The organism is Flavobacterium difficile, assembly GCF_011392115.1.
In the GTDB taxonomy this organism is placed as follows: Bacteria; Bacteroidota; Bacteroidia; order Flavobacteriales; family Flavobacteriaceae; genus Flavobacterium; species Flavobacterium difficile.
In genome coordinates this window covers 168,849-183,773 of the sequence record NZ_JAAJBT010000002.1, presented here as the reverse complement: position 1 = coordinate 183,773, position 14,925 = coordinate 168,849, and the positions used below count along the sequence as shown (strand labels likewise).

Below are 14,925 nucleotides of genomic sequence, written 5' to 3'. Positions count from 1 at the left end.
AACAAACAAAAATTATGAATTAAAAATTAAAATTAGCGTTTAAAGAATTGAGAGCAGAAACAACTTGAAACTTTAATCCTGAAACAAAAATAAATATGTTACAAATAAAAAATTTACACGCTTCAGTTGAAGACAAAGACATCTTAAAAGGAATTAATTTAGAAATTAAAGCCGGAGAAGTTCATGCGATTATGGGACCAAATGGTGCTGGAAAAAGTACGCTTTCTTCTATCATCGCTGGAAATGAAAATTATGAAGTTTCTGAAGGTGAAATCCTTTTAGAAGGTGAAGACATATCTGAATTAGCGCCAGAAGAAAGAGCGCACAAAGGCGTGTTCTTATCTTTCCAATATCCTGTTGAAATCCCTGGAGTTTCTGTAACCAACTTTATAAAAACAGCCATCAACGAATCTCGTAAAGCTCGTGGTGAAGAAGACATGCCTGCTAATGAAATGTTAAAAATGATTCGTGAAAAATCAGAATTATTAGAAATGGATAGAAAATTCTTATCGCGTTCTTTAAATGAAGGTTTTTCAGGTGGTGAGAAAAAACGTAACGAAATTTTTCAAATGGCGATGTTAGAACCAAAATTAGCCATTTTAGATGAAACCGATTCTGGATTAGATATCGATGCGTTGCGTATTGTAGCCAATGGTGTGAATAAATTGAAAAACGAAAACAACGCAGTTTTAGTTATTACACACTACCAACGTTTGTTAGATTATATTATTCCTGATTTCGTACACGTTTTAATGGACGGAAAAATTGTAAAATCTGGTGATGCTTCTTTAGCATTAGAATTAGAGGAAAAAGGGTACGATTGGATAAAAGCAGAAATTCAGTAAAAAGTAATCAGTCACGGTAATCAGTCTCAGTATCAGTGAGTAAACTGCAAACTGCCACTGTCAACTGTAAACTAAAAAATATGGAATTAAAAGAAAAAATACTATCGTCTTTTATGGCGTTCGAAGAAAAAATAGCGGATGTAAATAGTGATTTGCATGATCTAAGAATTTCGGCTATAAAAAACTTTGAAAATAAAGGTTTCCCAACAAAAAAAGAAGAAGCTTGGAAATATACTTCACTAAATGCCATTTTAAAAAATGATTTTAGTGTGTTCCCAAAAAAAGAAAATACTATTGATTTTGCAGATGTTAAAAAATACTTTTTAAACGATGTAGATACCTACAAAGTAGTATTTGTAGATGGAAAATTTAGCTCGTATTTGTCTTCTACCACTCACGATGGTTTGGACGTTTGTTTGATGTCTTCTGCATTAGACAAGCCTAAATACAAAACGTACATCGACGAATATTTCAATAAAATTGCCAATACAGAAGACAGTTTAACTTCTTTAAATACCGCTTTTTCTCAAGAAGGCGCTTATGTAAATATTCCAAAAAACAAAATTGTAGATAAACCTATTGAGATTTTATATTTTTCAACAGGTTCGGAAGTGGCTTTAATGACGCAACCCCGAAACCTTGTGATTGTTGGTGAAAACGCTCAAGTGCAAATTGTTGAACGTCACCAAAGTTTGAATGAAAATCCAGTTTTAACCAATTCAGTAACTGAAATTTTTGCTCAAAAACGTGCTATGGTAGATTATTACAAAATTCAAAACGATTTACAAACAGCGAATTTAATTGATAATACTTACATTGCTCAAAAACAAGATAGTTATGTTTCTGTTCATACGTTTTCATTTGGAGGAAATATCACTAGAAATAATTTGAATTTTTATCACCAAGGAGAACATATCAATTCTACTTTAAAAGGAATTACTATCATTGGCGATAAACAACATGTTGATCATTACACTTTAGTACAACACGCTACACCAAATTGTGAAAGTCACCAAAATTATAAAACAATTTTAGATGGAAGTGCAACGGGTGTTTTCAATGGTAAGATTTTCGTAGAAAAAGAAGCGCAAAAAACAGATGCTTTTCAACAAAATAACAACATTTTATTAAGCGATAAAGCGACTATAAATGCCAAACCACAATTAGAAATTTTTGCAGATGATGTAAAGTGTTCACATGGTTGTACGATTGGACAATTAGACGAAACTGCTATGTTTTACATGCAACAACGTGGAATTGGAAAAAAAGAAGCTAAAGCTTTATTAATGTACGCTTTTACAAGTGAAGTTACCAATAGTGTGAAAATTCCAGAATTAAGAGCTAAAATTGCTCGTATTATCGCTGATAAATTAGGCGTAAATATGGGATTTGATATTTAAAAAACTATTTTTTAATGACTTTACTTTGAAGTTTTTTGGCTAAATACTTACCAATTACTTCATGAGTTGTAGCATAAAAATGACCAAATGTTTTAGATTCCGGCCAGTAATATGGATCTTTTTCTATATTTCGGAGCGAATCTAAAACATTTTTTGTTTCTATATAATTTATTTTGTTTTTATTTAAATACGATTTCAATTTTAAATTGATTGAATCTCTAAAAACGAAAATAGACTTAGAACCAGATAGTTCCTGTAATAACAGTTTACTTTTTAAAGATAAATTACTAAAATAATTTTGATCATAATAGGCTTCAACGTACTTCGCATCCATTTTTGGGGCAACATAAAATTTATCTAGAAAAATTTCTTTTGATTTGCCTTTAGCATGTAATGTTTTACATTCAGACAACAAACTAAATAAATTAGAATGATCAATAACCGGTTGGAAATAGTTATACAATTTATAATTATTAGAACGAGAATTTATAATTTCAAGCTTTCTATTTTTCACCACTGTTTGAATCGGTTGTATTGGAGTTTGAGAATTTAAAACTACATCAAAATCATCTATAAAATAGATAAAATAATCACATTTGTATTTAGAAGCTAAGCGTTTGTTTCTAACATACATATCTTCCAAAACCGCATTACTAACAGCAAAATTGATCACTTCTATAGTTGCAGAACTTACACTTTGAAGTTGTTGTTGAAAAACAGAAGTGAAATTTTTAGCTGTCTGAATTTGTAAGGCTTCCGTGAAAGAATCTCCAAAAAAAGCAATTCTAATTGTGTTGGATTTTTTTTCTAAACTAACATTTGAAATTAAACCGTCAGCATTCGTTTTCCCCATAAAATGTCCTTCATTGAACGCTAAAATTGGCTTGTTTTTTTGATAGGTTTTTCCTAAATGCGTATCAATAGTAAAAAAAGGTGATTTGATTTCAGCCAAATGCATAAAGATTTCTAAGAACAAAACTGCAGCAATTGTTCCTAAAATAAAATAACTTATGGATCGCAACTTTTTCAAAATTGAAAATAAATAAAGGGATACGTTTTATTTGAAAAAAGATAAGCAAAAATAAAGAACACAAGCGTTAATGCAGTTCCGAAAGCAAAATACTGATTGGGTATTAATTGAAATATTGTGTTTTCCTTTTTATTTTTCAGCAAATAATCTAATCCAAAACTCACCATTAAAAAAGCAAATGTGATTTTAAAATAGCGAAATGAATTTTCTGAATACCAGGAATTCTCAGTTAAAGCTTGTACTAACGAATTAAAATCTTCTATTGCATGTAATCTAAAAAACAACCATCCAATCGTAACAAATACAAAAGTAAAGCTAACATTAAAAACATCACTTTTAAAGGAGAAAGGATATTTTTTAAAAATAATTAAAAGCAAACCATGATACAAACCCCAAAGTAAAAAATTCATAGTATTCCCGTGCCAAATTCCGCCTAACAACATCACAACAAGCAAATTAAAATAAGTGCTGTTCTTTCCAAACCTATTGCCACCTAATGGAATGTATAAATAATCTCTTAACCATTGTGATAATGAAATATGCCATGATTGCCAAAACTCTTTAATATTTTTAGACCAATAAGGCTGCGAAAAATTCAGCATTAAATCTATTCCAAAACACTTCGCCAAACCTCTTGCTATGTTAGAATAACCTGCAAAATCCGCATAAATTTGAATGGAAAATAAAAACACACATAAAATGATATCAGTTATAGCATTTTCATTTAAATTAGAAAAAATAACATCAACTATTTTACCACTGGTGTCGCCTAAAAAAACTTTTTGGAATAAGCCAAAACAGATAAAATAAAAACCATCGATATAATGCTTTTTAGATACACTAAGAGGCGTTTGAAATTGTGGCAATATATTTTTAATACGTTCAATTGGTCCGGCAATTAATTGAGGAAAAAAGCTAATAAATAAAGCATAATTTAAGAAAGAAATTTCAGTAGTCGTATTGCTTTTTTTATCGCGATACGCATCAATAATCGAACCTAAATTTTGAAAAGTATAAAAGGAAATTCCGATGGGTAAAATAAAATTCTCGTACTGAAATATTATCAGATATTTAATAATAAACAGGTAACTTACATTAAGAAATATCCCTAAAATCAACCATTTTTGACTATTATTTTCACTATCCTTAATTTTTAATAGTAGTAAATAATTAATACAAATTGACAGGAAAAAAGCTATTCCCCAATAAAAATCCCAATAAAAAAGAAAAAATAAACTTCCTGCTAATAGTATTATTTTTTTATAGAAAATTGGTTTAACAACAGTAAAAATTGTTAAAATAATAAAGAAGAAAATCCAAAAAATGAAGCTTGTAAAAAGCATAAAATTATTTTACCTGAAAGTACTAGGCTAAAATAGTAAAATAACGTGTATAAAATAAATTGAAAGTAAAATAAAAAAGTGAATATCGTTGAAAAATATTCACTTTTAATAAATCTAAAGTATGAGATATTATAAAATCTGACTGGCGTGAACTTTCGTTTTTACGTCGGAAATTATATTCTCTATAGAACCATTTTCATCAATTACGAAAGTAGTTCTGTGGATGCCATCATATTCTTTTCCCATGAATTTTTTTGGTCCCCAAACGCCAAATGCTTCAATAACAGATTTGTCTTCATCGGCTAATAAAGCAAAAGGAAAACTGTATTTTTCTTCGAATTTTTTTTGTGCTTTGGCACTGTCTGCACTAACACCTAATAATTCATAGTTATTGGCTTGAAAACGTTCGTAATTGTCTCGTAAATCGCAAGCTTCAGCAGTACAACCTGGCGTATTTGCTTTTGGATAAAAGAAAACCACTAACTTTTTCCCTTTATAATCTGCTAAAGAATGTGTTTTCCCATTTTGATCTGTTCCTGAAAAGTTTGGAGCTTTGTCGCCTATTTTTAAATGTGTCATATTATATTTTTGGTTTAAAGTTTTTTTTGTTTCAAGTTTCAAGTTATTTTTGAAGTGAAATTATATTCAAATATACTAAAATGACTAAAAAAGAACGTGCAACATTTGTTATAAATACGTTAAACGAAATGTATCCTGAAATTCCCATTCCGTTAGATCATAAAGACCCGTATACGTTATTGATAGCGGTTTTGTTATCAGCACAATGCACAGACGTTCGTGTGAATCAAATTACGCCTCTTTTATTTGCTAAAGCAGATAATCCGTATGATATGATTAAAATGAGTGTTGAAGAAATTAAGGAAATTATTCGTCCTTGTGGTTTATCGCCGATGAAATCGAAAGGAATTCATGGTTTATCTCACATTTTAATTGATAAATATAATGGTGAAGTCCCACAAGATTTTGAAGCCTTAGAAAGTTTACCTGCAGTTGGGCATAAAACGGCAAGTGTAGTGATGAGTCAGGCTTTTGGAGTGCCTGCTTTTCCTGTTGATACACATATTCACCGATTAATGTACCGATGGAATTTAACATCCGGAAAAAATGTAGTGGAAACCGAAAGAGATGCCAAAAAAATATTTCCTAAAGAAACATGGAACGATTTACATTTACAAATTATTTGGTACGGAAGAGAATATTCGCCAGCGAGAGGTTGGGATTTAGAGAAGGACATTATTACCAAAACAATTGGAAGAAAATCGGTTTTGAAAGAATTTGAGAAAAAAAATGTTCCGAAATAACTTTTATTTTTGCCACGTTTTCTTGAACTAAAAATATCTAATTCTTGAATTGGTGGTAACTGTAATAAAAAAATGCTCCGATATTATTTCGAAGCATTTGTATCAATTTGAAAGAGTATCAAAAGTTAGCTTTCCAACTTTTACGATTTTCAGTGCTTGGGAATAACTCAAAATAAAACTAATTGTTGCTGCACTAGGTTTCATTTCTTTAATTGAATTTCTTTTTTTAGAGTAAAGTTTTGCCATATAAAACAATAATTTTTAATTATAGTATTAACGTAAAAACTTTTATATTATTGTGTTAGCCATTAATTGGTTAAAATAATATTATTTTTTTCAATAATTTTTCTCAAATTAATAACAGCATATCGCATTCTTCCCAAAGCAGTATTGATACTAACACCAGTAATTTCAGAAATTTCTTTGAAACTTAAATCTTCATAAAAACGCATTTTAATTACTTCTTTTTGATCATCTGGTAATTGTTCAACAATTTTTCGAACATCTAATTCCACCTGATTTTCAATTAATTGATTTTCTATAGATAATGAAGAATCGGTCATGAAATTAAAAATACTATATTCATCTGTTTCTCTTTGAAAAGGCATTTTTTTGTTGTGACGAAAATAATCTATCACTAAATTAGAAGCAATTCGCATTACCCAAGGTAAAAACTTACCTTCTTCACTATATCCTTTTGTCTTTAAAGTTTTAATGACTTTAATAAAAGTATCTTGAAAGATATCATCACAAACCGTTCGATCTTGGATTTTGGAATAGATAAATCCATAAATTTTAGATTGATGTCTTTCAATTAAAATTTGAAGCGCAGATTCATTCCCACTAATGTAGTCATGTAATAAAATTGCATCGGGTGTTTGTACCTTATTTGCCATAGCTATACCTTTTAGAATATGATTCGGACTGTCTAAAAAAAGTATTTTTATGTTATACGCAAATAAATTTAAGGGATTAGCAGGAACAAATATAATGTTAAATATTTCACAAAAGCAAATATCTGTTGAAACTTTAACACTTTTTACACAATAACAGCAATATAATTAAAATAAAAACTACTGATTTGTTACATTAAACGCAAATATTTTTGTTTACCATTTAATGAAAGAAATCAGCAGTTTTAAAACTAACTATAAGTGAGACTTATTGATATACTTTTATGTAATCAATTTTAAATTCTTGGGGTAAAATGGAATCATCAATGGTTGGTCCACCAAAATTTCCACCAATTGCAACGTTAATAATAAAATAAAAAGGCTGGTTATAAGGCCAAGTGTTTTCGTTTTTAACTTCTGGTTGAAAAGTATATACTAAAGCATCGTCTACAAAAAAGGCTATTTTATCTTTATCCCAATCAATCGCATAAGTATGAAAACCTTCTTCAATTGTAGGAATAGTTGTTTTTTTTGTATTTATAGTATTACCATGGCTGTCTTGAGTGTGAAGTGAAGTAAAAACAATATCGGGTTGTTTTCCGACATATTCTAAAATATCAATTTCACCACATTTGGGCCAACCCACTTCTGAAATATTGGCGCCTAACATCCAAAACGCTGGCCATAAGCCTGTTCCAACAGGAAGCTTTGCTCTGGTTTCGATTCGTCCGTATTGGAATTCTTTTTTATCTTTTGTAGTAATTCTGGTTGAAGTATAAGAATTTCCTTCTTTCTTAGCTCTAATAACCAAACAACCTTCTGTTAAATGATGATTTGTATTGGTATAAACTTGAGCTTCATTATTACCCCAACCACATAAATTCGGGCAACCGTTACCTAATTCGAAATTCCAAACTGTAGAATCTAAAACTTTAGAAGTAAAATTTTCTTCCCAAACTAAAGTTCTTTTTGTTTTTTGAGCAAAAGAAACAGTTGCAATAAGTAAAATAAAAAGTGATTTTTTCATTTAATTTGTTTTAAAATATTGGAAATTAGCCTCTAAATTTTTGTCGGAACTTCCACCAACAAATACTTTAAAATCACCTGGTTCTGCTTCCCATTTTTGATTTGCGGTATAATAAGAAATTGTTTCTGTAGAAATGGTAAAGGTTATAGTTTTAGTTTCAAAAGGATTTAAAGCTACTAACTCGAAACCTTTTAATTCTTTTACTGGTCGAGTAAAACTACCAATTAAATCTCTTATATATAGTTGTACGACTTCTTTACCAGCAACAGCACTATTGTTTTTTAAAGTAACTGAAACAGTTAGTTTACCATTATCTGAAAAGGAACTTTGACTTAATTTTAAATCTGAATATTCAAATTTAGAATAACTTAAACCATGACCAAAGGCAAACTGAGGGGAATTTTTTTCATCGGAATAATGCGACCAAAAGACACTTTCCGGTTCGTTCATTGTTGGCCTTCCTGTATTCTTGTAATTGTAATATATTGGCAATTGTGCAACATTTCTAGGAAACGTCATGGGTAATTTCCCACTAGGGTTATAATCGCCATAAAGCACTTGAGCAATAGCATGTCCACTTTGTGTACCTAAATGCCAAGTTTCTAAAATGGCAGGAATATTTTCGGCAGCCCAAGGAATAGCTAAAGGTCTACCATTAGTTAATACTAGTACAATATTTTTGTTGACTTTATAAATTTCCTCTAATAATTCTTGTTGCACACCAGGTAAACCGATATCTGTTCTACTTCTTCCTTCTCCAGTTTGTAGTCCGTGTTCGCCTAAAACCATTATCACAACATCATTTTTTTTAGCTACTTCAATAGCTGCGTTAAAACCTGATTTATCGGTTGTATTGATATGAGTTTCCCAAACAAATTGAGTTCTACCGTGAGTTACATCGGCACCTTTTTCGTAAGTAATAGTATTATTCGGATAATTTTGTAAACCTTCTAAAACAGAAATAGCGGATTGGTCTTCTGCGGCAATTCTCCAACTTCCTAATGGACTAGTTTTATCATTTGCTAAAGCTCCGATAACAGCTATTTTTTTGCCTGATTTTTGCAAAGGCAATAAATTATTTTCATTTTTAAGAAGAACGATCGACTTTTTAGCCATATCTAAAACTGCGTCGTGAATATCTTTTTTTCCAACAGTCGCTTTTTCATGAGCTTCATTGCAATATTTGTAAGGATTGTCAAATAAACCTAATTCGAATTTAACTTTTAAAATTCTTTTTGCAGCATCATTAATTGTAGCTTCTTTTACTTTACCTTCTTTAACTAAAGTCGTTAAATTATCTAAATATGAGTACGATTCCATATCCATATCAGAACCAGCATTAATAGCAATTTCTGCAGCATGCTTACTATCTTTGGCATAACCGTGAGCTATCATTTCGTTAATAGAGCCCCAATCTGATACTACAAAACCCTCAAAATTCCATTTATCTTTTAGTAAAGTCCTTTGTAAATAAGCATTACCTGTGGCAGGAATACCGTTTAACTCGTTAAAAGAATTCATAAACGTTTTCACACCCGCATCAATAGTAGCTTGAAATGGAGGAAGAATTACGTTATGCAACACCTCATCACTTACAGTAACCGTATTGTAATCTCTTCCAGCTTCAGCGAAAGCGTAACCTGCAAAATGTTTAGCACATGCTAAAATGTTTTTATTACTGGATAAATCGCCCTGAAAACCTTTCACTCTAGCCTCAGCAATTTTGCTACCCAAATACGTATCTTCACCAGCGCCTTCCATTACTCTACCCCATCTGGCATCTCTTGAAATATCAACCATCGGAGCAAAAGTCCAATTAATTCCTTCAGCTGCTGCCTCTTCTGCTGCAACTTCAGCTGATTTTTTAATTGCTTCTAAATCCCAACTAGCTGCTTCTCCTAGTGGAATTGGACTGATTGTTTTATGACCGTGAATCACATCAAACCCAAAAAGCAAGGGAATACCTAAACGGGTTTGTTCTACAGCAATTTTTTGAATAGCGTACACATCTTTAACACCTTTAACATTTAGCATTGAGCCTACTAAACCTTTTTTTAAATCGTTATATTTTTTTGCAGCTTGACCCTCTTTTGGAGCTGGACCTGTAATTTCCCAAAAACCATTATATTGATTTAATTGTCCGATTTTTTCTTCTAATGTCATGATAGACAATAGTGAATCGACTTTTGCATCAATAGTTTTTTTATTAGAAGAGACCAATCCTTTTTTTGGAGTACTACAACTTAAAACGAAAGCACAGAGTATGAAGTAAGACTTTAATGATTTTAAATCCATTTTTGAAATGTAATTGTAAATAATAAAGAAATATCAAGAAAAATAATCTTGATATTTCTTTTTTTAATTTGTTCTATTGGTATACTCTAACGTAATCTATTTCCATTGAAGATTGAACAAATGATGGGCTAATAGCGCCTCCAAAAGTTCCACCCATTGCCACATTAAGAATTAGGAAGAAATCTGCATTAAAAGGTAAAGTACCATTATTAGCTACTGTATGAAAAAGCACGTCATCTACATATAATTTTACTGAAGTAGGAGACCAAATAGCTTTGTATACATGAAATTGTGTAGAAGCTCCAGTTATTGTAGTAGAATTACTATTTCCGTTACCACCAGAATTACCTGGATAATGTAGCGTTCCATAAATTTTATTTTGTTCGTTACCTTTGTGTTCCATGATATCAATTTCTCCACAAGCTGGCCAAGTGTTAGTGGCATAATTTTGTCCTAACATCCAAATAGCTGGCCAAGTTCCACCACCTTCAGGCAATTTAGCTCTAACTTCAACTTTTCCGTAGGTAAATTCGAATTTATTTTCCGATTTTAAACGAGCAGAAGTATAATTTGATCCACTGAAATTTTCGGCTTTAGCTGTAATTTTTAAATTTCCACCTTGAACGATAACATTATTAGCACTGTTAGTATAATGTTGTGCTTCACCATTTCCCCAGCCGCCAGCACCTAAATCGTAACCCCATTTTGAAGAATCTGGAGCACCATCAGTGTTAAATTCATCAGACCAAACCAAGTTAGTATAATCTGTTACTGGATCTTGAACAGGTTGAACTGTGGTAAATGTATGATACCAAGCTAATGCTGGATTGCCACCCATAACTGCTCTAACTACCATACGATTTGCAGTAATTGAGATTATTTCATAAGAACTTTGACCGATATAATATCCCATGAATCCATTGTCAGAGAAATTTAACATGGTTCCACGAGTTTGATTTGGTACATTATTAGCAACTACAACAGATTCTGAAGGAGAAAGCGTAACAGTTTTTATTCCAGAAGTATCATAAGCATAACATCCATCACTTGAAGAAGTAGCACCTACCACACTATTAAAAGCGGCGTTAAAAAATGTATTTCCACCATTATTTAACTGATATTTTAGCTGTCCGCCATCTAAAGAGAATTTTAAAACATTGTTGTACAAACAACTACTATCTGGACTTCCTGCCTTTTCAAAAGGTGCTGCTTGGTAATAAAAACCGTAATAATTTTGAGTGGCATCTGAACTGTTTGGACCTACTCCAAGATGTCCTGGTTCAGATGCTGCCCAATACCAGTTCTTTTGAGTACCATTTGTTAAAAACTGAACTGCTTCATCATCAGTAAAATCACTTCTCACCTCTATATTTAAAGTTGTAGTTGTACTCACTCCTCCTTTTCCTGAAGCCGTAACGGTAACCGTGTATTCATTAATTCCAGGCTGAGTAAAACGTTTTTGATATACTCCTGATGGGGCATTGGCAGAAGTTCCATCGCTAAATACATACTTATAAGAGATGGCGTTGGTAGCTTTTGCTTCAAAATTTACAATTCCTGAACCATCTCCATTAGGATTTGTAGGATTTTGCCCCTGAATAATAGCTTCAACTGTTAAATTTGTGGGTGCCGATAAATCGCCAAATAAATTATCTTCTTCCTGACAACTCGATACTAACAATAATGTTAGCATGATTAGTAAATTTTTCAATATTGTTTTCATGTTAAAGTATTTTTAGTTAGATAATAAAATATCATCAAAATAATAGTTTGCTCCTGTTCCTGGGTTTCCAAAATCGAAAAATACTACTACTCTTTGATAATTATTTGCATTATTTATTCCTGTAAAATTATAAGTTAATTCTTCCCATCCATTTGCTACAGTGGTGGTTGCATCTAACTCTGTATTAATATTGTTATTGGCTAAATTTTCTAATTTTAATTTCACAACAATTCCTGCTTGAGGCGACCAAACTTTCATTTTAATTTTTTGCATGGTTGCGAAATTAATTGGACTTCCTAATTCAATAAAAGAACCCGCCCAAATTTGTGAACCATTTGTTTTTGTTAATCGTCCTACTTTTGATGATGTATTGATTCCGCCAGAAACTGGATTGTCAATTACTGTTGTATCAGAACCACCAAAATTAGTAAATGAATACGTTAAAGTACTTGATTGAAAATTAAGAGGTAAGCTTACAGTTGGTGCACCAGAAGTAAGTTCAATATCGTCAAAATAGTAATTTAATCCCGTACCACTGTTTCCGAAGTTAAAAAATATAACTACACGTTGGTAATTATTTCCGTTGTTAACGCCTGTAAAATCAAACGTTAATTCTTCCCAAGCATTAGCGGTTGTATTCGTAACATCAACCTCGGTATTGATATTTGGATTCGCTAAATTTTCTAATTTCATTTTTACCACTATTCCTGCTTGAGGAGACCATGCTTTAATTCTTATTTTCTGTAAAGTTGAGAAATCAATTGGTGCGCCTAGCTCGATGAAAGAACCTGCCCAAACTTCAGAACCGTTATTTTTAGTTAAACGTGCTACTTTTGAACTTCCATTTCCAGCACTAACATTCGGATTAGCCACTACAGTGGTATTAGCTCCACCAAAATTAGTAAACGCATAATTTAATGTAGTAGATTCAAAATTAACTGGCATTAAAACTGGGTTAGAAATCGTTACATTTTGCTCTGACTGAGTAGTTGCTACTCCACCACTTAAAGCAACTACTTTAACAGTGTACGTTCCAACGTTTGCATAGGTGTGAGTGATAGATTGACCTTCCATAAAATTTTCTGGAACTTGGTTTGGATCTTCTCCCCAATATACTTGAAAGAAAGTTTCTAAATCCGCTGTTGCTTGTACAGAAATTGCCATATTGTTACCCGGAACCGGAGCAATTGAAGCCACTAAATTAGTAGGTGCCAAAAAAGAAACCGTTAAAGGTTGAATAGATTCTGTTTTTTGACCATCAATACCCATTGCGACAATTCGAACTGGGAAAGTTCCTTCTGGGTACACATGCTGAACAGAACCACCAGGATTTGCAAATGCCGGAGAAACAGTTCCATCTCCAAAATAAACTTCAAACTGTGTCACACCTTCACCTTTAGGAATAATGGTTACTTTTCCTGAGTTATCTTGTTTAATTGTCATTAAAGCCGATACATTAGCCGGCTTGTCTACACCTTCCAAAGTAGTTGTACTTTCATCGTCTGAACAACCTATAAATAAGGTTAGTATCAGCATGCTAAAAATTAATTTTATCTTTTTCATTTTGAATAATTATTAGTAGTTAGGATTTTGTTGCCAATTACCATTTGAAAATTGAATTTCCTCAAGAGGAATTGGAAAGACTTCGTGTTTTCCTGTGATGAATCCAGTAATTGTACTTGCGGCACGATTAGTTCTTACTAAATCGAAGAAACGATGACCTTCACCAATTAATTCTAATTTTCTTTCAGCCCAAATAAAATCTGTTAGAGCTGCTCCAGAAGCTGAAATATCATGGTTAGTATCTCCGAAAGCTCTTCTTCTTACTAAATTTAAATATTCTCTTCCTTTAGCATCGTTTCCACTTCTATTAAATGCTTCTGCGGCCATTAATAATACATCTGCATAACGTATCGCTCTGTAATTATTTGGATTCGTTAAATTCTGATCTCCTGTATTTAAATCACCTTTTCTCGGTAAATATTTTCTATTGAAAAAACCGGTATGTTTGTAACCTGTTCCATAAGTTGCATTATTTGCAGCCGCCCAAGTTACAATGTTTAAAATAGCCACATCGCGTCTATTGTCTCCCACTTCATAAGCATCGTAAGAAGCTTGTGTTGGAATATTAAAACTGAACCCAGAATCGAAAGCTGGACCGCTATAATTTCTAATACCATTGAAACCTACTGCTACATTTCCTTCACTACATTGTAAACAATCGAAACCAGCACCTTGCGCATCAGAGTATTGAACTTCAAAAACAGATTCGATATTATTTTCATTTGTGTTTTCAAAAATATTATTATAATTGGTTACTAAATTATAACCTCCAGTAGTAATAACTTGTTCTAAAACAGTAGCTGCTTGCGTAAATTTATTTTGATACAAATAGGCTTTACCCAAAAGCGCTTGAGCTGCTCCTTTAGTTGCTCTTCCGGTTTGAGAAGCTGTAGGACTCAAATTATCAATTGCGAAAAGTAAATCTGCTTCAATAGAGGCATAAACATCTGCAACTGGAGATCTTGGAATTGTTTTCTCATCTCCTACTTTAAATCTCTTATCTCCATTTAAAGGAATTCCACCAAACCACTTAACTAATTCAAAATGATAATAAGCTCTTAAGAAACGAGTTTCTGCAATAACCTGATTTTTATTAGGAAAATCGGTTTTATCTTTAAATTCTAAAATGTAATTACAACGTTGTACTCCTGCAAACATCCAATCCCAAATGTTTTTAAGATTTGTATTTACGGGTGAATGATTCATTTCATCAATTTGTTGAATTCCTACTACATCGTTAGCACTTTCTCCGCCAGAAAGTGTGTTATCGGAAGCAATTTCTCCGACTAAAACATTCATAAAACTGGCGTGAAGTAAATCGTAAGCTCCAACCAAGGCATCTTGATAATCTTGTTCCGAATTAAAATAATTTTCAGAATCGATTGAATATTGTGCTTCTCTATCCACAAAATCATCTGAACAAGATAAAATTGCAAAGACACTTAGCAAAAATACGGATGATACTACTATATATTTTTTCATGA

At 31.8% G+C, this 14,925-nt stretch carries 12 protein-coding genes; 3 read left to right on the top strand and 9 right to left on the bottom strand.

Translation table 11 applies throughout. The features are described 5' to 3' along the window. Positions 1-95: 95 nt before the first annotated feature. Entirely contained in the window at positions 96-845 is a 750-nt protein-coding gene (gene sufC / locus G4D72_RS03730; RefSeq protein ID WP_166076275.1) for a Fe-S cluster assembly ATPase SufC, read from the top strand. Between the two features lie 80 nt (positions 846-925). After that, the gene (gene sufD / locus G4D72_RS03725; protein WP_166076274.1) at positions 926-2,245 is read left to right on the top strand and encodes a Fe-S cluster assembly protein SufD; all 1,320 of its coding nucleotides are present in this window, start codon (positions 926-928) and stop codon (positions 2,243-2,245) included. 4 nt (positions 2,246-2,249) lie between these two features. On the opposite strand, the gene G4D72_RS03720 is transcribed toward sufD, so the two are convergent. The 3 genes from G4D72_RS03720 to bcp all read right to left on the bottom strand — a co-directional run bounded on the left by G4D72_RS03720 (position 2,250) and on the right by bcp (position 5,197). After that, on the bottom strand, positions 2,250-3,275 hold the full coding sequence (locus G4D72_RS03720; RefSeq protein ID WP_166076272.1) for an SGNH/GDSL hydrolase family protein: 1,026 nt from the start codon (positions 3,273-3,275) through the stop codon (positions 2,250-2,252). Continuing rightward, complete coding sequence (locus tag G4D72_RS03715) at positions 3,272-4,618, bottom strand: MBOAT family O-acyltransferase (protein ID WP_166076271.1); 1,347 nt, start codon at positions 4,616-4,618, stop codon at positions 3,272-3,274. The genes G4D72_RS03720 and G4D72_RS03715 overlap by 4 nt, the downstream gene beginning before the upstream one ends. A 129-nt stretch (positions 4,619-4,747) precedes the next feature. Further along, positions 4,748-5,197, bottom strand: coding sequence for a thioredoxin-dependent thiol peroxidase (bcp, locus tag G4D72_RS03710; RefSeq protein ID WP_166076270.1), 450 nt, complete (start codon positions 5,195-5,197; stop codon positions 4,748-4,750). 80 nt (positions 5,198-5,277) lie between these two features. Between bcp and G4D72_RS03705 the strand changes: the two genes are divergently transcribed. Then, entirely contained in the window at positions 5,278-5,940 is a 663-nt protein-coding gene (locus tag G4D72_RS03705; RefSeq protein WP_166076269.1) for an endonuclease III domain-containing protein, read from the top strand. 308 nt (positions 5,941-6,248) lie between these two features. Here G4D72_RS03705 and G4D72_RS03700 read toward each other — a convergent pair whose 3' ends face one another. From G4D72_RS03700 to G4D72_RS03675, 6 genes are all read right to left on the bottom strand, one after another. Continuing rightward, positions 6,249-6,836 carry an RNA polymerase sigma factor gene (locus G4D72_RS03700; RefSeq protein ID WP_166076268.1) on the bottom strand — a complete coding sequence of 196 codons (588 nt, stop codon included), beginning with the start codon at positions 6,834-6,836 and terminating at the stop codon, positions 6,249-6,251. Between the two features lie 265 nt (positions 6,837-7,101). After that, positions 7,102-7,860: a glycoside hydrolase family 16 protein gene (locus tag G4D72_RS03695; RefSeq protein ID WP_166076267.1), complete on the bottom strand. Its 759-nt coding sequence runs from the start codon at positions 7,858-7,860 to the stop codon at positions 7,102-7,104. Continuing rightward, positions 7,861-10,155 carry a beta-glucosidase BglX gene (gene bglX / locus G4D72_RS03690; RefSeq protein WP_166076266.1) on the bottom strand — a complete coding sequence of 765 codons (2,295 nt, stop codon included), beginning with the start codon at positions 10,153-10,155 and terminating at the stop codon, positions 7,861-7,863. Between the two features lie 73 nt (positions 10,156-10,228). Further along, a complete protein-coding gene (locus tag G4D72_RS03685) occupies positions 10,229-11,878 on the bottom strand; it encodes a family 16 glycosylhydrolase (protein ID WP_166076265.1) in 1,650 nt (549 codons plus the stop codon). A 12-nt stretch (positions 11,879-11,890) separates the two neighbouring features. Next, positions 11,891-13,441 (bottom strand): carbohydrate binding domain-containing protein, encoded by a 1,551-nt coding sequence (locus G4D72_RS03680; RefSeq protein ID WP_166076264.1) that lies wholly within the window; start codon positions 13,439-13,441, stop codon positions 11,891-11,893. A gap of 12 nt (positions 13,442-13,453) precedes the next feature. Then, on the bottom strand, positions 13,454-14,923 hold the full coding sequence (locus G4D72_RS03675) for a RagB/SusD family nutrient uptake outer membrane protein (RefSeq protein WP_166076263.1): 1,470 nt from the start codon (positions 14,921-14,923) through the stop codon (positions 13,454-13,456). Positions 14,924-14,925: the final 2 nt, after the last annotated feature.